Annotated in this window: 21 protein-coding genes; 5 read left to right on the forward strand and 16 right to left on the reverse strand. The window is 50.2% G+C overall.

The features are described 5' to 3' along the window. Positions 1–80: 80 nt before the first annotated feature. Entirely contained in the window at positions 81–1,031 is a 951-nt protein-coding gene (locus tag SPK40_RS06075; protein WP_330959764.1) for a LysR family transcriptional regulator, read from the reverse strand. A 106-nt stretch (positions 1,032–1,137) separates the two neighbouring features. Here SPK40_RS06075 and xapA point away from each other — a divergent pair, with 106 nt between their 5' ends. Beyond that, on the forward strand, positions 1,138–1,983 hold the full coding sequence (gene xapA / locus SPK40_RS06080) for a xanthosine phosphorylase (protein WP_330959765.1): 846 nt from the start codon (positions 1,138–1,140) through the stop codon (positions 1,981–1,983). Between the two features lie 76 nt (positions 1,984–2,059). On the opposite strand, the gene SPK40_RS06085 is transcribed toward xapA, so the two are convergent. Further along, complete coding sequence (locus tag SPK40_RS06085) at positions 2,060–2,695, reverse strand: hypothetical protein (protein WP_330959766.1); 636 nt, start codon at positions 2,693–2,695, stop codon at positions 2,060–2,062. A 412-nt stretch (positions 2,696–3,107) separates the two neighbouring features. Beyond that, entirely contained in the window at positions 3,108–5,324 is a 2,217-nt protein-coding gene (locus tag SPK40_RS06090) for an esterase-like activity of phytase family protein (RefSeq protein ID WP_330959767.1), read from the reverse strand. A gap of 301 nt (positions 5,325–5,625) precedes the next feature. Here SPK40_RS06090 and SPK40_RS06095 point away from each other — a divergent pair, with 301 nt between their 5' ends. Next, positions 5,626–6,561, forward strand: a complete 936-nt coding sequence (locus SPK40_RS06095) for a DMT family transporter (protein WP_248139556.1) — start codon at positions 5,626–5,628, stop codon at positions 6,559–6,561. Positions 6,562–6,681: 120 nt separating this feature from the next. Continuing rightward, on the forward strand, positions 6,682–8,013 hold the full coding sequence (locus SPK40_RS06100; RefSeq protein WP_330959768.1) for a DUF2252 family protein: 1,332 nt from the start codon (positions 6,682–6,684) through the stop codon (positions 8,011–8,013). Between the two features lie 7 nt (positions 8,014–8,020). Here the strand turns inward: SPK40_RS06100 and SPK40_RS06105 are convergent, their stop codons facing one another. The 9 genes from SPK40_RS06105 to SPK40_RS06145 form a co-directional block, all read right to left on the reverse strand. After that, positions 8,021–8,953 (reverse strand): isoaspartyl peptidase/L-asparaginase family protein, encoded by a 933-nt coding sequence (locus SPK40_RS06105; RefSeq protein ID WP_330959769.1) that lies wholly within the window; start codon positions 8,951–8,953, stop codon positions 8,021–8,023. An 89-nt stretch (positions 8,954–9,042) separates the two neighbouring features. Beyond that, positions 9,043–10,590, reverse strand: coding sequence for a methyl-accepting chemotaxis protein (locus SPK40_RS06110; RefSeq protein WP_330959770.1), 1,548 nt, complete (start codon positions 10,588–10,590; stop codon positions 9,043–9,045). Between the two features lie 198 nt (positions 10,591–10,788). Next, positions 10,789–10,953 (reverse strand): DUF2256 domain-containing protein, encoded by a 165-nt coding sequence (locus SPK40_RS06115; protein WP_330959771.1) that lies wholly within the window; start codon positions 10,951–10,953, stop codon positions 10,789–10,791. Between the two features lie 61 nt (positions 10,954–11,014). Continuing rightward, on the reverse strand, positions 11,015–11,776 hold the full coding sequence (locus SPK40_RS06120; RefSeq protein ID WP_330959772.1) for a metallophosphoesterase: 762 nt from the start codon (positions 11,774–11,776) through the stop codon (positions 11,015–11,017). A 109-nt stretch (positions 11,777–11,885) separates the two neighbouring features. Then, entirely contained in the window at positions 11,886–12,098 is a 213-nt protein-coding gene (locus SPK40_RS06125; protein ID WP_330959773.1) for a hypothetical protein, read from the reverse strand. Positions 12,099–12,108: 10 nt separating this feature from the next. After that, positions 12,109–12,441, reverse strand: coding sequence for a DUF7709 family protein (locus tag SPK40_RS06130; RefSeq protein WP_330959774.1), 333 nt, complete (start codon positions 12,439–12,441; stop codon positions 12,109–12,111). A 284-nt stretch (positions 12,442–12,725) separates the two neighbouring features. Continuing rightward, positions 12,726–13,256 (reverse strand): cytochrome b, encoded by a 531-nt coding sequence (locus SPK40_RS06135; RefSeq protein WP_248139542.1) that lies wholly within the window; start codon positions 13,254–13,256, stop codon positions 12,726–12,728. 226 nt (positions 13,257–13,482) lie between these two features. Beyond that, positions 13,483–13,800, reverse strand: a complete 318-nt coding sequence (locus SPK40_RS06140) for a hypothetical protein (protein WP_248139541.1) — start codon at positions 13,798–13,800, stop codon at positions 13,483–13,485. Positions 13,801–13,887: 87 nt separating this feature from the next. Continuing rightward, positions 13,888–14,244 carry a hypothetical protein gene (locus SPK40_RS06145; protein WP_248139539.1) on the reverse strand — a complete coding sequence of 119 codons (357 nt, stop codon included), beginning with the start codon at positions 14,242–14,244 and terminating at the stop codon, positions 13,888–13,890. A 205-nt stretch (positions 14,245–14,449) separates the two neighbouring features. Between SPK40_RS06145 and SPK40_RS06150 the strand changes: the two genes are divergently transcribed. Beyond that, a complete protein-coding gene (locus SPK40_RS06150) occupies positions 14,450–14,626 on the forward strand; it encodes a hypothetical protein (RefSeq protein ID WP_330959775.1) in 177 nt (58 codons plus the stop codon). Positions 14,627–14,926: 300 nt separating this feature from the next. Here the strand turns inward: SPK40_RS06150 and SPK40_RS06155 are convergent, their stop codons facing one another. From SPK40_RS06155 to SPK40_RS06165, 3 genes are all read right to left on the reverse strand, one after another. Further along, complete coding sequence (locus tag SPK40_RS06155) at positions 14,927–15,052, reverse strand: DUF2474 domain-containing protein (protein ID WP_248139536.1); 126 nt, start codon at positions 15,050–15,052, stop codon at positions 14,927–14,929. Positions 15,053–15,160: 108 nt separating this feature from the next. Continuing rightward, positions 15,161–16,168: a cytochrome d ubiquinol oxidase subunit II gene (gene cydB, locus SPK40_RS06160; protein WP_330959776.1), complete on the reverse strand. Its 1,008-nt coding sequence runs from the start codon at positions 16,166–16,168 to the stop codon at positions 15,161–15,163. A 44-nt stretch (positions 16,169–16,212) separates the two neighbouring features. Further along, on the reverse strand, positions 16,213–17,580 hold the full coding sequence (locus SPK40_RS06165; RefSeq protein WP_330959777.1) for a cytochrome ubiquinol oxidase subunit I: 1,368 nt from the start codon (positions 17,578–17,580) through the stop codon (positions 16,213–16,215). Between the two features lie 149 nt (positions 17,581–17,729). Here SPK40_RS06165 and SPK40_RS06170 point away from each other — a divergent pair, with 149 nt between their 5' ends. After that, complete coding sequence (locus SPK40_RS06170) at positions 17,730–19,148, forward strand: aminotransferase-like domain-containing protein (RefSeq protein ID WP_330959778.1); 1,419 nt, start codon at positions 17,730–17,732, stop codon at positions 19,146–19,148. 110 nt (positions 19,149–19,258) lie between these two features. On the opposite strand, the gene SPK40_RS06175 is transcribed toward SPK40_RS06170, so the two are convergent. Then, positions 19,259–19,849 (reverse strand): hypothetical protein, encoded by a 591-nt coding sequence (locus tag SPK40_RS06175; protein WP_330959779.1) that lies wholly within the window; start codon positions 19,847–19,849, stop codon positions 19,259–19,261. Between the last annotated feature and the right edge of the window lie 404 nt (positions 19,850–20,253).

The raw sequence follows: 20,253 nt of genomic DNA on the forward strand, positions 1-20,253 counted from the left end.
TCAGCAAGTGATGCACCAATACATTCTGATGCGTTCATCCGTTTGATTTATAAAAGTAAATACAGTCATTTCATTTGTCTTTACTGTGTTTCAGTTAAAAACGCCGAGACTGTATCCAGAAATAACGTCGCCGAAGGAGACGGACCGGCATCCGGCAACAGAGCACAAATATCTGCGGAAATGCTCTCTTTCAATGAGATAAAACAAACGTGCGGCCATGGATGATTGCGGTAACTGGCAGGGACGATCGAGATATACGGACTGGCTGAAACAATTGCCATCAGCGTATTCGGCTCCACCACCTGCTGATGAATTGACAGCGACACCCCCTGCGCGTTACATAAATCCATCATATATTGAGAAGAAGCCGAGTTTTCCTGATGAAGCAACACAAAGGCTTCCTCTGATAATTCGCGGACAGAGATCGCCTTTCGGGACTTGAGCGGGTGCTGATTCGAAACCACCACCAGCATCTCTTCCCGGAACACAGACTTCACACCCAGAGAGTCACAATGCAAAGTATCTGCGTAGCGAACCAGGCCAATATCAATACTGTGGTTAGCTAAAGCTTGCTTCTGTTTTTTCGGCGCCATTTCCAGCAACTGGATCCTGATTTCCGGATATTGTTGCTGAAACGCCCGGATGGCCTCACCAAATCCCGCCCAGAATACAGAACTCATCAAACCGATATTCAGCGTGGATGCCTGCGCTCTGCCAACCTGCTGTACCCGGTTCAGAGACACGTCGATTGTGTCAAAAATCCGCACACATTCCTGCCAGAGTTGTTTGCCTTCCGCCGTCAGCGTGACGTTACGGGTGTCCCGTTCAAACAACGCAACGCCCAGCAATGATTCCAGCGCCTTGATTTGAGCACTCAATGGTGACTTGGTGATATTGAGCCGTTCGGCTGCCTGAGTGAAATGCCCGCTCTGTGCTACTTCCCGGAAATAGCGAGCATTTTCAGTGTGACGTGCTGACTCCGTTTGATGCCTGTTTTCATGCTCAGTGCCCTGCTCTGGTTTCACCACCATTCTGTGCTGAATATCAGAACAATCAAACTATTTTTAGCGATTTTTACGGAACAAATATTCGGCTACAGTCATTCTGTCCCATCAAAAACCTTCAAGGAATCCTGATATGTCGATCGATCCGGTAAACCATGCATTAGAAACCATTTATGCCCGAAAACCCGGTTTTCAGCCCAAAGCTGCCTTTATTCTGGGTTCAGGTCTGGGCGTTCTTGCAGATGAACTGGAAGAGCGTGTCGTGATCCCCTATGAGTCTCTCGACGGATTTCCCGTCAGTACTGTGGAAGGCCACTCCGGCGAACTGGTGCTGGGGAAAATGTTCGGTACCGAGGTCGTCTGCATGAAAGGACGTGGCCACTATTACGAACATCAGTCGATGAAAGTCATGACCAACCCGGTTCGTACCTTTAAACGACTGGGCTGTGAATTCCTGTTAGTCACCAATGCGGCAGGTTCGCTCCGTCCGGAGCGCATTGATGTGGGCTCACTGGTCATTTTTAATGATCACATCAACACAATGCCGGAATCACCCATGACTGGCCCGAATGATGATCAGTACGGTCCGAGATTTTTCAGTCTCGCCAATGCGTACGATAAAAACTTGCGCGAAGAAGCCAAAGCCGTTGCCGTGAGTGAAGGCATCCCTGTCAATGAAGGCGTGTTTGTGTCCTATACCGGACCCAACTTTGAAACCGCGGCTGAAATCCGCATGATGCAAATCATCGGTGGTGATGTGGTGGGTATGTCTGTGGTGCCAGAAGTGATATCAGCCGCACACTGTGGCCTGCCGGTCCTCGCGGTTTGCGCCATTACCAATATGGCTGAGGGCCTGAGTGATGTTCAGCTTTCTCATGAGCAAACCCTGCGTTGTGCCAAACTGGCTGAAAAAGACTTTATCCACTTAATCAAAGCCTTCATCAGACAGCATTTCGGCAATGCCAGGGTCAATGCATAACTCATCGGTCCGATCTGAGTGCACAGGCGCAATCGCCTGTGCATCACTTGTGGTCCGCTTTTATTCAGCCGCGGGATCAGTTCAGTGTGACTTGGGTTGAGATTTCTGTCGACGCTTTCAAGACCAAACGTCCAATTTCAACACGGGTGGAAGTATTCAGAACATACCGCGTATTTTGTTCCGGAATATAGTGATGCTTGATGTCATAAATCATCATTCCGCCACCCGAAAGCTCAGCATTCGTCCCGCTGCGAAAATCCAGCGCTGTCTCCGGCTCTACCTTCAGATCGAAATAAGCTTTCTGATCCTCAACTTTCTTCAGTGTAAAAAGCACATTCACAGACTCACTGATTTGATGATCGGCCAGCTCATCAATTAGCATTTTGACAGGAAGTGTTTCACCAACTTCAAATGTCTTCTGATTCAGGTCGGCGTACATCATTGCCTGAGGCAGCAATTCAATCACGTCATCATCATCAAATTTCACGCTGGAATCACTCAGTGTTTTTTCATAATGAATCTCGCCATTTTCAGCATGCTTTGCTAATAAGCTGACTCCCTCGAATGGAGACGGCTGTTGATTCATCAGTGTCATGGCAGACCCATTTTCAGAAGAGAAATTGCGAAACTTCTGAATATTCATTTCAATTGGAACAGAGCCGTCTGCGGCAACATCTGCAGTAGAAAGTTTCACTACTTTTTCAGATCTCATTTTCAGATCATTGGGTATCGCACTGAGAAAAATCATCAATTCCGGTGTTTTCCGGCCCTGATAATCCATATCCATTTCTACATTGAGGTTTTCTTCTAAAGTGAATGTTTGATTGGGCAGAAAACTTAAATCAACCGTGACTGAATCTTGAGCAAAAGCAGGAAACGCCGCCAACTGGACACAAAACAGAAGTGCTGTTTTTTTATATTCATTGATTACAACTCATTGAAGAAAAATTTCATCAAGTATGCTTATACTTTGATATGCAATGAATTAATGCGGTCACTTTGTTATCCAGAATAAATGATATTCAACCAGTGGCGTTTATTCGTTATCTTTTGAGCCTGACTCAAAACTGGCAGCCCCTGCTGCCAGTTGTTCTGTTCATCCGCGGGAATATCCGAAGTCAGATTTATTGCGCGGTACTGAAATTTCCCAGTGAGAAAAACAGCGTTTCTCCTGAACTGTCATCTACCCCATCGTTGTCAGTGACCACAAATGCCTGTCCGGTAATGTCAAAAGTCAGGCCTTCAACTTTATCCACCACATACCCGCCGCTTGATTTCAGGTCAGGTAAAAGATCACGAACCACTTCTTTGCGAACCAGCGGTAATTCAGTACCGAGATCACCAGGATTGAGATCCTTCAGCCGAACTCGGGTGATCTGTTTAATCACCGCCTGTTCACCAATCTGGTTGTCCCGCTCGATCAAATACAGAGAATCACCATAAGCAGCAATTTCAGACAACCCGACCCAGCCGTTCTCCACGGCTTCCAGCGGATAACGGACGGCCTGCCAACGTTTCTCCTTCAAATGATACGCCAGCAGTTTGGTGGTATTTTTGGGATCATCTTTCCAGGGACGCTGTATCGCAACCCACAGCACATCACCAATTTTGGTCAGCCCCTCAGCACCGAACCGGGTTTCATTTTCCAGCAACCGGGCGGGGAAATCGACCTGCGCCAGAATTTCACCCTGAGCATTCACATGATACAAAGCATGTGGCACCGCTTTCTGACGGTTGCCTTCAGAGGCCAGCCAGAAACCGCCGTTTCCATCCGGTGTGATCCCTTCCAGATCAAGCCCCTTTGCAGTCTTCCCGTCACGGGTTACCGGAATCATCTCCTCAATCAGAGCCGGACGCCGGCGGGCATCAATCCGGAAAATTGCAGGCTGTTTTTTGTAGAAACTATCATTCACGGCATACAAACGTCCCGGATGCTGTTCATCGGCAGCCAACCCGGACAGAGCCCCCCAGCCAACTGGCTGACCACGGTGCATGACCGACTGAATCTGCGGATACGCCGCTACGCCCTGACGCCACTCGTACACCATGACATGGGCACGCGCTCCGCCTTCCTCACCCAAATCCGTTTCATTGGCCGTCACGAACAATCCCCGGCCAGCCAGTGCAACCGCTGACTCCGGTGATATCCCGGACGGCAGTAACTGAACAAACTCCGGTGCTGCACCGGTGTCCCGATATACCCCGACAACCGAACCACGTTCAGACAACACAAAGATATACTGCTGACCTCCGAAGGTGCCAACCGCCAGCCCTTCCGGCTCAATACCTTTATTTTCAGAACGTTTCTCCGGGTAATGCCCGGCCAGCGCGGCACGATGTTCTAAATCCATTCCCGATTCATAAAGCACTTTTCCGGTTGTATCGAAGATCGTAAACCCGCGGGAGCCGCCCTTGTAATCTCCTTCATTGGCGGTGACAAAGCGATGATCATCCAGCCATTTCACCGCATCCGGTTCCCGACGGACCTGATGCAGCGAACCATCAAAATGCAGGGCTTTTTCCTCTTTGATATCGACATGATCCAGATTCACTTCCCCCGCAGAGAAATGATTGACCACGTGACCGCTGCGGCCATCGACAATGACCAGATGATTATTTTCCTGCAATGTCACCACAATCTGATTCTGAGCATTAATGGCAACAAATTCCGGTTCTGGATCAGCGGGAGCAATTTTCGCCAGCCCGGTCAGGCTGACCCAACGCTTTTCATCGCACACAGGCACACCGGATTTGAGTGGCATCAACACCAGACCACCCGCTGGGAACTGCGGCAGTTTGCCGTCATTCAGATCTTCATCCCGCTCATTTTCAATCGCCACGGCCACAAACGACTTATCCGGCGAAATGGCGACCGAGTCCGGCTGCCCGCCCAAATCACAACGAGACACTTCCTGCTGTGATGAAATCCGCCAATGCGCGAGATAGCCGCCCGGTCGTGCGTAGCTCTCAGAGGTATTCACAGCAATCAATGCCGAATCCAGCGTTACATCCAGCGACGTCGGTTCGCCATCCAGTGCGAAGAAACCTGCTGGCTTTGGCTGACGCGGATCGCCCAGATCCACAATCCCGACACCTTCTGAAGGACTGTCGGTATACAACACAAATCGCAGGTCATCCGTGGCTGCAATAATTTCTGCCGATGTCTCATGCCGCCCGGACAGAGTCGCCGGAAGATTGAGATAAGTCGGGAACGCACTGATGCGCTGAAAACGCCAGGAGTTGTCCGCTTTTGCTGAAGCTGCGTCAGGCATCGCAGACATCAGTGCCAGACCAGCCGTCACAGCCAGTGCCAGCCAATTTATGTTACTTTTCATCGTCATTCCTTAACTGATTCAAAAGACAATAATTTTTCATCAGGCATATGACACTGGGGTGACGAATGCATGTCAGGGATAAGACACACAATGCACATTTTCGGCTTCCGGCCTGTGTATCCCTTGTTCAAAGAGATAAACCCGAAATTTTTGTAAATTTACTACAAGCACCCTTCCTGAGATCACAAAGTGGCAGCTTTTCTTGCCAGTTTTCACTTAACTTACGGGTCAAATTTTCTTGTCTTAAAGGTCAGCTTTTGGTTAAATACACTCCGTTTGGCATTATTCTTAGTCATAGAGAAACTGAATGTTGTCCCAAAACCAGATTTCACACCTGAAGTTATTTTTCTTCACTGTACTGATTAGCCTGTCTTTCCCGATCGGCAGCCACATTACAGCCACCATGGATCCGCTGATCGTCACCTGGGTGCGCTATCTGCTGGCCAGCTTACTGTTTGTCGGACTACTTGCTGTGAAGGGACAGTTCCGCATTCCTTCCGCGAAAGATTTGGGTCGTTATACGCTCATCAGCCTTCCGGCGCTGAGTTACTTCGTTGCCATGTTTATCGCCCTGCGCGACACCAGCCCGTTAGATGCAAGTGCGTTGTATACAACCGTCCCATTGATGAGTGCTGTACTGGCGGCCGTCATCTTTAAGCGCCGGACTTCACTGGCCGTGACACTTTCTCTACTGGGCGGGATGCTGGGCGCCGGTCTGATCATTTTCCGCGGCGACTTGTCGGCTGCCGGTTCTATTGCCATGACCACCTCCAACAAGATTTATCTGCTGGGCTGTCTGGGCATGGCGCTGAACCCCATCATTGTGAAGAAGTGCTACAAAGGTGAATCGTTTGTGCATCTGACCTGCTGGACCCTGATTTGCGCCACTGGTCTGCTGACGGTGGCAACTGCACCCCAGCTGATTCAGACCGAGTGGACGCAAATTCCGGGAGATGTCTGGCTGGGTATCGGCTATCTGGCCGTATTCGCCACCGCAATCAGCTTCTTCCTGTTCCAGCAGGGCAGCGTGGCACTGGCACCGGAGCAAGTGTCGGCCTACACCTACCTGATCCCGGTTCTGGTTCTGCTCGTGAACCGTTTTACCGGTCAGCTGGTACCCTGGGAAGAAATCAGCTACGGCGTCGTTACAGTGCTCCTGTCGATGACCGTGATGATCCGTCAGGGCTCAACAGCTAAACCAGCCGTTCTTGACCGGCAGGAACAGCAGGCGATTGCCGAATAATTCATATCTGGCCGGGGACTTCCCCGGCTTTTTTGTATCCCATCCTTGCTCCTGAGTCACTTTCCCGCCTCTGCTTCATCAATACTCTAACCACTGCGGCTACAGCAACAGGCGGTTCTCATGATATCCAGACAATCGATTCTGAGCACTCAACTGAGTCTGACAGACGGTGTCGCCCCATCTCCGGTCAAAACGCTCGACAAACACATCAAAATGACCCTGAACCCGTACCAGTTTTATAGAGGGTCGGCACAATTGTTCTATGCCGATCTGGCAACCGGCATCTTGACTTTACCCGACATGTTGCTCGCCAGCCCCGGCAAAACCATCATCATGGGCGACTGCCATCTGGCGAACTTTGGCTTTCTGACCGAAGAAGGGTCTCATGGAGATCAGGTGATCTTTTCCCCCAACGACTTTGACGATGCCTGCGTTGGCTATGGCATCTGGGACCTGGCTCGCTTCCTGATCAGCCTGTCACTCGCGGGGAATTTGGGCCGGGGGTTACTGACCGGCCAATACCTGACCGATGAAATTGAAATCACTGACGATTTGAAGAGCATTCAGGAAGATGATCTGAAAGCCGCCTGCAAAACATTTCTGTCTGCTTACCGTGATACCCTCAAGCGCATTCTCAAAGATGAAAACGTGAGATATCAGGTCCTGAAAAAGTTTGATCATGACCATGTCCTCAATGCCTGCTGCCGAAAAGCAGCTAAGCGTGCCGCAGGAGGAGACGATTTTTATACAAAAAGCCAACTGGCGAAGTCAACGGTATTTGAAGACGGAAAATTACGATTTACCGAGAACCCATTCAAATATAAACGGCTCCATGAAAAGGACTATCTGGCACTGGAAACCACTTTCCGTCCGTATCTGGATGATGAGATCCTCGATATTGTGGCGCGGTTGGGCGCAGGAATCGGCGCAAACCATGCCGAGCGATATTATTTTCTGGTCGGCCCGGCTGAGTTACACGATATACATGATTTGTCACTCTGCCACATTGTTGAGGTGAAACAGCAATGCCCGGCGTCCCCCACGTTTGCTTTTCCGGATGTCAGCCCGGTGAATACCCTGAACCCGGCTCATCTTGCCGCGAACTGCCAGCGTCAGCTGCAGCGACGCCCGGATTTACTGCTCGATGAAGTTGTCTGGAGGAAAAAACAATGGCTGGTTCGCTCACGCCACCATGCCCGCCTGTCGGTGAAACCTGAGTCATTAATCCTTCAGAAAAAACATCCCGGTGAGGCATTCTGTCAATACGCGAATGCTTGCGGTATCGCCCTGGCCCTGGCACATTCACGCGGTGACCGGCGTTCAGTGCGCTTCGAACACTTCATGGTTGAGCTGCTGCCAGAACACGACAAAGCATTAACCGATGCCTGTCTGGAATACAGTGAGCAGGTCATCCAGGACCACGCTTTACTGTGCGACATCATCCGACTCTGAGTCCACATCAGTCCTCATAAATCCGCGACTGAGCCGGCTGTTCATAATTGCCCCACCCGCGGTACATGCCTTCCGTATTGAAACATAACACCAGATTTCCCCTGGCATCGACGGCAATCACCCCGCCTTCTCCGCCGGTTGACGGCAAGTCTTCAAAAACAACGGCAGTGGCCGCAGCATACAGTGTCTGTCCGCCAAACTGCATTCGGGCAGCGATATTGTGTGCGGCCACATGACGCAGAAAATGCTCACCATGACCGGTTGCCGAAACGGCACACGTCAGGTCGTTGGCATAAGTCCCGGCACCAATCACCGGAGAATCACCGATACGGCCAAACTTCTTATTGGTTATCCCGCCGGTTGAAGTCGCAGCGGCCAGATGCCCTTTCCGGTCCAGTGCAACGGCGCCCACGGTGCCGTATTTGTAGTCACTGGCCGTCGGCTCCAGTATGACGGCTTCAGCCGCTTTGGCGGTGTCAAGCTGCTGGCGACGCAGCGGGGTGGTGAAACAGTGATTGTCGACCTGAGGCAGGCCTTGTGCCCTCGCAAATGCTTCAGCCCCTTCCCCGCCCAGATACACATGTTCAGAATTCTCCATGACCGCACGGGCGACATCCACCGGGTTCGGGCTGAAACGGATTCCGCTGACCGCACCAGCCGCCAGCGTGTGCCCGCACATGATAGCTGCGTCCAGTTCATGACCGCCGTCGCTGTTCAGCACGGCCCCATGTCCGGCATTGAACCAGGGGCAGTCTTCCAGACTGCGGACGGCCTGCTGAACCACATTCAGCGCAGACTCGCCCGCAGCCAGATGCTGCCGGGCTGCTTCCACAATCGTTGACAGCACCGACAGAATTTCGATTTCCTGTTCCGGTGTCAGTTTGCCTTTGGACAGCGCCCCGGCACCGCCGTGAATGGCAATGGCATACGTTTCATTCATGACAGATTCTCCCTGAACCCTCTTTCATGCAGCTCAACACGATTCTTTCCCCTCACGCACATCAACCAATGAATATACGCACCCTGGCATTAATGCATAAAACGAGCAATCAGACGATTCAACGCATCAATGCCATCAACCTGACGCCGGGTACGCTGCACAGACGTTTCTGAGATCGCTGCTGTTTCTCTGGACAGCTCAGAGATGTTGACGATCTTCCGGTTGATGTCCTGACTCACCAGAGCCTGTTGTTCAACCGCAGAGGCAATTTCCTTACTGGTTCCGGTTACCTGACCGAGCGAGTCAAAGATCAACCGCAGGACTTCACCGGTTTCATCCGCCCGCTGTTTGCATTCTCCGGACAGCTGATTGCCTTGCTCTATTGCGCTGACCGAGCGTTTCACCAGCAACTGAAGCTGATCAATCATGGTGTGCACTTCCCCGGCTGAGGACTGGGTTTTCTCTGCAAGATGCCTGACTTCGTCGGCCACCACGGCAAATCCTCTTCCGGCATCCCCGGCCCGGGCAGCTTCAATCGCTGCATTGAGCGCCAGCAGATTAGTCTGCTCTGCAATGGATGTGATCACCTCCAGAATACTGTCGATTTTCTGGCTGCTTTCTGACACGGCGATAATCACCGATTGCGCATCTTCCAGCTCCTGGTCCAGTGCATTCACCGCCGCAATCGTCTGCTGAATACTGCCCAGTCCTTCCTGGGTGGCTTCTCTGGATGCATCCGTCAGCGACTGCGCTGCAGAAGCCGCAACAGCGATGTCGTTTATCGACTGAGTCAGTTCACTGATCACCGTCGCGATGGCATCCGTTTCCTGACTTTGCAACTCTAGTGTATTGCCCACATGCTGAACGGTCGCCAGTTCTTCCTCTGCGGCGGATAAAATACCGGCTGAGGTGCCTTCTGCTCTCGCAGCCAGCGCCCGAAGCTCCGCCCCTTTTTTGATCAATGCCAGCTCAAAGGGAGAAAAATCATCTTCATGACCGGTATACACCTTTTCCATCAGCGGATTATCATACGCCGCTTTTGCAAACTGTGTGACTGCGGCCAGACGTCGTCCCTGGCGATATGAAAGCCACAAGCCGCCCGCACCCAGCAACATACTCACAACAAAGCACGCAGGCACATCAAACACCACTCCCCCTGCGGTGAGCAGGAGTTGTATTCCCCAAAACACAGTCATCATTTTCTGCTGACTCAGCCGAGGCACCGCCCGGACCTTGCCCAGTTTCAGCGAGTGATAGAACAACACCGCCCGTTTCACCTGATCTTTTGAAGGCGCAGTGCGGACCGACTGATATTCCGTCACTTCACCGTCCTGATTTCGGATCGGGGTGACAAATGCCGTGACCCAGTAATAGCGGCCATCCTTACAGCGGTTCTTCACCAGTCCCATCCAGCTTTTGCCCGACTTCAGGTACTGCCACATCTGAGCAAACGCCGCTTTGGGCATATCTTCATGCCTGACCATATTATGGGGATAACCGAGCAGTTCTTCCGGCGTGAAGCCAGACACGGCGCAAAAATCGTCATTGGTGTACGTTATATGACTCTCCGGGTCCGTCGTCGAAATCAGGTTCAGGTGATCACTGTAGGTCTTTTGTTCTTCTGAATAAGTTGTCATTGTGATGATGATTCTCTTATTTGTCCCTGTCCCTCATGCCATCCTGCATGCAGGCCAAAGTTGATGTGAGTAAATGAATACCGATGCACATCATAAAATTGGAAGGAGAATCACATTTGATTCAGGTCAGAACTTTTCAGCATTCTTTACAAAGATGTATCACAATTGTGATCTGACTGACTGAAACCGGCCGAAGTACTATCCGTCAGACTGGTTTTCCTGGTGTCTTTCAGACTTGTGTCTTCGGCAGCGTTCAGAGCAATACTTCACATGTTCCCAGCAATACCGCCACTTTTTACGCCAGGTAAATGGCCTTTGGCAGACCGGACAAATCTTGGTCGGTAACGGACAGGCAGCCATCATGATGCCGTCAGGTATGGTGGGTATGTATTGGAGTGACGGGTGAAAAATGCAGAAACGAGACTTAAATCCATACCAGATGCTCGGAGTCTTTTTCCCGCAAAAATGCAAATTCCTGAAAGAGCTCCAGTACTTCACCGCCCCGGCGATACCTCAGCAACATGCCGCGATCACCCATCGACATCGCACCGTCAATATAAACCCGGTTGCCACAGACTTTGGGTTTCAGACCGGACACAATGTTATGCCCCATCAGCACGGCATCAATATGAGCAATGTTGGTATCCGGGTCATGGGAAAATGCTTTTCTGTCCCACAGCGCATAGGTCAGGTCTTCGTGGGTCAGACATCCCGCATCACATTGCCGGGTAAACGCCTGCCAGTCGTAAGGCTCGGGAACACCGGCGTGTACCAGTCCTATCTGATGGCCGTTAATCTGAAGGGTGTAACAAAGAGGCAGACTGGCAGCGAAGGTGAGCATCTCCGACAGCGTTTCCTGATCACAGTCTTCATGCCAGCGACCGCCATTCATCAGCCACAAGGCTTTATCACTGCCTTCATGGATGGCCTGCATCGCCATTTGTTCATGATTACCCTGAATCGCATAAAACGCCGGGTTCTGCTGAACGGTCTGAAGAAGACGTAATGAATCCGGCCCGCGGTCAATCAGATCTCCCAGAATAAACAGCCGATCCCTGACTTTACCGTTTTCCGGAAAACGAAATCCCACTTTATCCAGTACGTCCTGCATTAACCCGAACTGGCCATGGGGGTCAGAGAGGAAATAAATATCATCGTGCGTGTCGAGCTGAAGGTATTCATGCATCGCTTTGCCAGCCGTGTCATTCCATTGCCTGAATTAAGTTTAGCAACAGAAAATTCCAGCCAACAAGGTTGGCGCTGAATCCCCTCCATTCAGCCCGACTCTGTCCTCTTTATTGTTCTCGTCTTGTTTCCTGTCTTGGTTCCCGCCTTTCCGGCTGGGTTTGATGCCAGAACCCAGCCAGCGTGCCTGCAGGCGGCTGAATATCTGAATCCGCGAGAATGCGGCCGACGGCTCCGCGGTGATAACCGCCATGCATGCGACTGACTGCCTCAAACATATCGCGATTTGCCCACATCTTATATTCGAACAGAGTGTTGAACATGACGATTCCCTTACTTGGCTGGCTGAGCCGTTAAATATTGCTTCGCTTTCTGGCCGACAAACCGACGACCCGGATTATTGCCGGCTATCCATTCATCCGGTCCGAATAAATCAAACAATCCGACTTTGACCAAGGTCGGAATCGCCAGTGCCAGTTCCTGCTCTACCGCCCCCCGCTGACCTGCGTTGTAAAGCTCAATATTGTGAAGCATGGTTGCCACCGTGCCGGTTTGCACAGTACTGCCATCTTTCAGTTTCACAGCCGGCAGATTCTCACCTTCGGCGACGACCTTCCGATTAATCGATCCCAGTTGTTCCGTATTTTCCAAAATCGCGTCAGACATACTTTTCTCTGTGGTGGGTTGAGGAAGGCTTATCTTACAAACAATGCACTCAGTTTCACAGTGAGATTTGGGTCAGTGAGATGAAGGGAACCCGGCTTTCATGAAATAGATCAATCAGGCGATGAGGAGGATGTGGTTTGAAAAGCGGAAACGAAGCAGAGCAAACTATGTTGCTGAGCTTCTGAGCTTCTGAACGACTTAGGGGCTTAGTGGCTTATCTGCTGAGTTACTTGCTGCCTGCGCACCAATCGGCCGCAGACAGCAAAGCATTTGGATTCAGGTGATTATCGCCACATCCGTGCGATGACATCCTCATGACTCTTACGAATCCGGTGCCAGACCGCCATCACAATATGCCCGATGACCAAAGCCAGCAGCAACCAGCCCAATTCACCATGCAGGAAATTCCCCAGGCCGACCATCCAGTCAATCTTTCCGGTATCAAAGCCATCCATCAATGGTAACCCGAGGGGCGAAAATGCTTTTCCGGAGCCGTATTGCCGAATCAAAGCCAGCACCGGAATCACCAGCATCAGCAGATAAAGCGCCTTGTGTCCCACAAGTGCAGCTTTGCTGACAGACGCCGGACGCCGTGACAGATTTAAAAACGCCCAGCCGAGACGCAGGATAATCATCAGAAACAGCAAAACCCCTAAAGGTTTGTGCACTCCCCACATCAGTTTATCGAGTAAGGAATCCTCAAACAGAAATCTGACGATTGCCGTCAGAAATTGTGCCGCTAACAGGGCAGTCATGCCCCAATGAAAAAATCGACTGACCTTGCCATAACGCTCATTGTTATCCAAAACCGACATACCATGATCCTTTTTTGCTTCCAGTGCGAGGGGCTGTAATCCCTAGCAGAATATACCCAGATGAAGGTATAGACACACACTCAGCGCAATAAATCCGGGACTGACAGAAATTTAACGTGGCATGATGCAGCAAAAACAAACGGGTCAGTGACGTCCGTCAAGCAGCCAGCCAGAAACCTCCGCAAAGTGTTCCATCAATGATGAGCGTTCACGTTACTCATCTGAATTAAATCAGCAACATGAATAAAATCAGCATTACAAATGAAGTAATTAAACCGATCCATCCCAGAATGATATTCGAGGATTCGGAATACTTGTCATTCAGGTTCGGAAATAAGATGGCGCCCAGAGACACGATTGGTATCAGGGTAAAAATGAAACCAGCCCGGCCAATGATCTGCAGCGCATCTTCTGCAAAATAATAATGTACGCCCGCGTAAATCATGGTCACGATTGCGGCAAGGATGGCATCGGCATAAAGCACGCCGTCTTCACTGAAAAATAAATACAGAGCAATGAGTCCCATTGCAATCAGCGCTAACACGATAGTGAACCTCAGTGGCTGAGTGAATCGAAAATGTCGCTCTCAAACCGTTCTCTGAGTCCCTTTCATCCTCAGAGAAACGGGTACCTAGCGTGCAATTTTACGCAGTGCTTTTAAATCTTCACTTTCAAACGCTTTGGTCTTTTTGGAGGCAACAAACAGATAACCGAACACAATCAGCATCAGCGCCAGATTCACCGGTGAATCCACCACCAGCATAGAGAATGCATTCAGACACCCGATTGAAGCCGCAACCAGAGTTTGATTGGTCAGGGTCTTCACATGTCTGATGGCATCTTCTTCCGAAGCCGCCAGTACGGAATCTGCGGCTAAAAACATACCTGCTTCACGACAGGCTTCATACTGCCCCTTCAGCTCATCCGGACTGACTTTTTCCCGCGCACTGTACTGTAACCCCTTCTTCATCACAAAATATGTATTCACGCCACCCTCAAAAAACGTCTCAAACGATCAGATCAATCAGGCATCTGCCCTTCATGTGTTCACTTAAGCTAGGCGACAAAGGGAAACAGCACATTTAGCATATGCAGACAACACTTGTCTGAGATCGCAAAATTCGACGGGCTGATTTGCCAGACAGATAGCGAATGTATATACGTTGTATATGCACGATGACGAGTGAACCTGAATGGTCCAACCCAAAAAATCGAAAACAGGCAAGAAAGACAGCCAGCTCATCATCAGAATCAACAGTGAAGAGCGGGATGCATTTGTTGCGCTGTGTGAAACACTGGATACCAGTGCAGCACGTGAAGTGCGTCGATTTATCCGCCAGTTTGTGAAAGAAAATGCACAAACAGAGTGACCTCCTCATCTCGTGCATGTGGTCTGAATGACCCGGTTGATATGTAAGGCGAAAAGCAGTTCCTTTCCTGTCAGCCATTTTCTAATCAATCGTTGTATGAACAGGAGAAAAGAAAAATGGCAAATGTGTCTAAGAAAGCGAAAAAACTGAAGAAAGAAATCAAAGTCCGTAAAGCGAAAGTGGCGAAGCACGCCGACAAGCTGAAAAAGCTGAAGAAAAAACTGAAAAAAGCCTGATTTTTCAGTGAAATCAATCCGATGGCTGCGAGCCATCGGATTATTGGTTTTCCCTGTCTTACCGTTAAGTCGTTAAGCCTGCGCTGCTCATCAGCAAACGAAACAACCAGGATATACAAGCCAGTCCCGCCACACTGGCACCCCAGATGCCTGCCAGCCACAACCACTGCCGAAACGATTCTCTGAACATCTGTCTCTCCTTATCCGGATAAATTCCCTGTCTCATAGTGCAAAATCATTGTTGCGTGCTCGTTTATTCGTGCTCACTTTTGAGTGATTGCTATTTAGTGATTGTTCATTAATGATAACTTTCTTCCGCAGTCACCTTGCCGCTGAACACCGAATAGCTCCAGAAGGTGTACCCGAGAATGAACGGGATAATAAAGAGAGCGCCCACCAGCATAAAGCCCTGACTCTGTGGCGGTGCAGCGGCTTCCCAGATGGAAATATCCGGCGGAATAATATTGGGCCACAGACTAATCCCGAGCCCGCTGAACCCGAGAAAAACGATCCCCAGAGACATCACAAACGGCAGACGCTCTTTTTGCTTTTGTACCGAGAGCAGAACCGCTTTTGCCAGAAACACCGTCAGCAAAGGTACCGGCGCAAAATAAATCAGATTCGGCAGGCTGAACCAACGTGCTGAAATCGCTTCCTGTGCCAGTGCCGTCCAGACACTGACAACGGCAATGATGAGCAACAGCACCCCCAAAATTTTGAGCGTCACCCGGTACATCAATGCCTGAATCTCTCCTTCTGTTTTCATGATCAGCCAGCTGCTGCCCAGCAGCGCATAGGCGACGACCAAACCCAGCCCGCAGAACATCGCGAACGGCGTCATCCAGTCAAAAGCACCACCGGCAAACTGCCGTCCAGTGACCGGAAAGCCCTCAATCACAGCCCCCACAACCACACCCTGGCTGAAAGTCGCCACGATGGAACCCACCATAAACGCCTTATCCCAAAATCCAAGATGGGCTGGCAGCGCTTTAAAGCGAAACTCGAAAGCCACTCCTCTGAAAATCAGCGCAATCAGCATGATCGTCAGCGGAATCGTCAGTGCATCAATGATCACGGCATAAGCGAGCGGAAAGGCGCCAAACAAACTGGCACCGCCCAGCACCAGCCAGGTTTCATTGCCATCCCACACCGGAGCGACCGTATTCACCATCAGATCTTTCTGCTGACTGTCTTTCACCATCGGCATCAGAATGCCAATGCCCAGATCAAAACCATCCATGGTGATGTACATCAGCGTGGCGAATACGATGATGCCAAACCATAAAACAGATAAGTCCACACCCATAACAGCGTCCTTTTCTTAATGACTCATTCAAATAACGGAACCAATTAAATACGGCCGGAAACCGTTGGCAGATCATGCTCTTCAGCCTCATGATTGCCGTCAGGTCCAAGTCGGATCTGATGCACCATGTAGTAATAGCCCACACCAAACACGAAGCTGTACACCACAAAGAAAGTGAGCAGACTGAGGCTCATATGGAGATCACCATGGGCAGACACCGCAGACTGGGTTTTCAGCAGGCCATGCACCACCCAGGGCTGACGGCCAACTTCCGTCGTAATCCAGCCAGCCAGAATAGCGATCAGACCCGACGGCCCCATCCATAAGGTAAATTTCAGGAACCAGGGATTGTGGTAAAGCCTGTTCTTCCGCCGCATCCACAGACCAATCACGCCCTGCAGCAGCATCAAAAGCCCCAGTCCAACCATGATCCGGAATGACCAGAATACAACCGGAGAATAAGGCCGTTCTTCAGCAGGAAAGTCTTTCAGTGCCGGAATCGGCTCCGTCAGGCTGTGCTTCAGAATCACACTCGCCAGAGCCGGAATCTCAATCGCATAATCTGTCCGCTCCTCAGCCATATTCGGCAGACCAAACAAGATCAACGGTGTTGGCTCCCCGTTCGAATTATCCCAGTGCCCTTCAATCGCAGCGATTTTGGCCGGCTGATACTTCAGGGTATTGAGTCCGTGTAAATCTCCGATGAAAGCCTGAATCGGTGCGACCAGCAGCAGCATCCACATCGACATCGACAGCATCTTCCGGATGGCATTGCTTTGATTCCCTCTCAGCAGATGCCAGGCTGCAGAAGCGCCGACAAACAGCGCGGAACTCAAAAATGCGGCGACCGTCATGTGCAGCAAGCGATACGGAAATGACGGATTAAAAATGACGGCAAACCAGTCGATCGGCACGACCTGACCATCCATGATTTCGTACCCCTGCGGGGTATGCATCCAGCTGTTGGAGGCCAGAATCCAAAAGGTCGAAATGAGTGTTCCCAGAGCAACCATACAGGTCGCAAAAAAATGAAGCTGATCGCCGACGCGTTTCCAGCCAAACAACATCACGCCAAGAAAACCGGCCTCCAGAAAGAATGCCGTCAGCACCTCATAAGTGAGCAGCGGTCCGGTAATACTGCCGGCAAACTCAGAGAAACCACTCCAGTTAGTACCAAACTGATATGCCATCACCAGTCCGGACACCACGCCCATGCCAAAATTCACGGCAAAGATTTTCGACCAGAAGTGGTACAGGGTTTTGTAGTCTTCCTGACGGGTTTTCAGCCATAGTCCTTCCAGGACCGCTAAATAACTCGCCAGACCAATGGTAATTGCGGGGAAAATGATGTGAAAAGAAACCGTAAAAGCGAACTGGATTCGCGCAAGCATGAAAGCATCAAGCCCAAACATAAGCTTCCTATTGAGTCGTTATATAGTACGCATATATTGAAAGAACCCTGTAATAAAAAAAGATACAGAAAAGCGCTCAAAACCTATAACAGATTTATTAAAAAATTGTTATATTTCCGACTTGTTCTGTCTTCTTTCCGGACCCTACATTGGCGAAATACGAACAACTGGCGGCACAGATCCGCCAGCAGATTGAATCTGGTATCTGGCGTGCCGGAGAACGCATGCCATCACTGCGGAAACAGACGGAACACTCAGGCATGAGCCTGATGACCGTAATGCATGCTTATCAGTTGCTCGAATCCCAGGGATGGCTGATAGCCCATCCCCGCTCCGGTTACACGGTGGCCGACAACATCCAGAACGTTGCCGAATCAGAAAAAGCAGCCGTCGAGACCGCAGAATCCGTCGATATCAACAGCTTCATTTTTGATGTCCTGCAGGCCAGCCGGAAACCCTATATGGTGAACTTCGGTTTTGCTTATCCGGACCCCAGCCTCTACCCCCGGCATCAGGTCAATAAATCGCTGATGCATGCCGCCCGCAGCCTGCCCGTTTCGAATGCCCTTGATAATCTGCCGCCGGGCAATGACACATTACGGACGATGATCGCCCAGCGCTATGCAGCAAAGGGCGTCAATATTTCACCGGATGAAATCGTGATTACAGCCGGCGCGCTCGAGGCCCTGAACCTGAGCCTTCAGGCCGTGACCCGGCCCGGCGACTGGGTGGTTGTTGAATCGCCGACATTTTATGGCGCGCTGCAGTCAATAGAACGATTCGGACTCAAGGCATTGTCTGTCCGGACTGACCCGCACACCGGGATTGATCTGGATTCGCTGGAGCGTGCGCTTCAGTCTCACCCGGTCAAAGCCTGCTGGCTGATGACCAGCCAGCAGAATCCGCTGGGGTTTACCCTGACTGAAGCGAAAAAGCGGCGCCTGATTGCGTTGCTGCAGAAATATCAGGTCGCGCTGATAGAAGATGATGTGTACAACGAACTCTATTCAGGTACAGAGCAACCCATACCGGCTAAAACCTTCGATACCACCGGAAATGTGATGCTGTGTTCGTCATTCTCAAAATCACTGGTTGCGGGCTACCGCATCGGCTGGGTTGCTGCTGGCAAAAGGGCTTTGGAGATTCAAAAGCTTCAGTTAATGAGCACGCTGACAACCAGCGTGCCGATCCAGCTCGCACTGGTTGATTATCTGAATACGCGTAATTATGAGCATCATCTGAAGCAACTCAGACGCACGCTGGACAAAAGAAAAAAAGGGATGTGCCAGCTTCTTGCCCGTTCACTCCCCGCTTCCGTCCAGATGATCCACTCTGAAGGCAGTTATTTTGTCTGGCTGATCTTGCCGCAGCAGGCGGATGCCATGGCGATCTACGCGCAGGCGCTGGCGGAAAACATCACCATTGCCCCCGGCAACATGTTTTCACCCGGCAGCCAGTTTAATCATTGTCTCAGGTTGAATACGTCATTTGAACTGGATGAGCGGCATACCCAAGCGATCCACCAACTGTCTCGAATCATTCAGCTTCACATCGGTCATCCACACTGAAGCGCCTCATTTGCGCTTCTGTATGCTGCGCTTTTTCTGTTTGACAAGATTTCTGATTCGAATCATAAACTGAGTTTCTCTCGAAGCTGCAGTAATAACGGGCACAAATTTTACTTTTTCTTCTTTTTACTCCGCTTCCTCCGGTTCTCAAGATTCCGGCGTTTCTTTTCTCTTTTGGCTTCAATCTCTTCTTGTGTGGGCGGCTGATAATGATGATGGTTTTTACCGGGAGCGAAATTTTGATCTTCTGATTTCCCTCCTGTGACAATTTTAAGCGAAAGAATTCCACCAATAACATAAAAGAAAACAAACCAGAACATCTTATTGGAATCAGCAACTTCCTTGGAAGTGGCTCTGACAACCTGAACAGTGCCGGACCAGACCCGCTCGCTATGGTACTGAGGGGTGTGCAAATACAGGTAAGAAAACAGATAATAAATTGCAAACCCAACAAGTAAGAGCGCAAGCCCCGGGATCAAAGAAAAAACATGAACAAAAAATGAATCTTTATGTCGACTCGGCTGCTTGGGTGTCTGATCAAATAAGTCTTTAATGGGTTCGTAATACAGATTGGCGGCACCAAGAAAGAAAAATAGGTTAACAATCGCCCCAAGGCACATTAACACAAAAGGGTTTGTGAATATAAATCCAGCGATAACTATCAATAGTGAGACTAAAAAAAATTTTGCAATCGTTTCCATCTTGATTCCGAGACTTGTAAAATTCTCGTTTTCTAGGCGACAAAAAGTTTAAAATTTTAAACCTATTTCCCATGAATAATGTACCGCATAAAAAACATCGTATATTTCGTCATACAGAGCTCATGAAATATCACCTCGCTTGTCGAGGTACTCAACCAATAGCAGCGATCATTTGCTTGACACCATTCATCAATCGAATAAAAAGCGATCACATCCTCGTGTAGCTGCATGAATCGTACGAGGCAACCTCGCAACATGCTTATCCTTTGGGGAATCGCTGCAATTTCGTTTCCTTCTTGTTCTGTTTTCAATTGTCTGTGCACTCTTTTATGAAATGCAGCATAGACATTCATTCTATGGATAACGCTTGAGCGATCATCTCAGCGATAAGAACCACGTCATAT

Origin of the sequence: Photobacterium sp. 53610, assembly GCF_036409375.1 — a bacterium.
In the GTDB taxonomy this organism is placed as follows: Bacteria; Pseudomonadota; Gammaproteobacteria; order Enterobacterales; family Vibrionaceae; genus Photobacterium.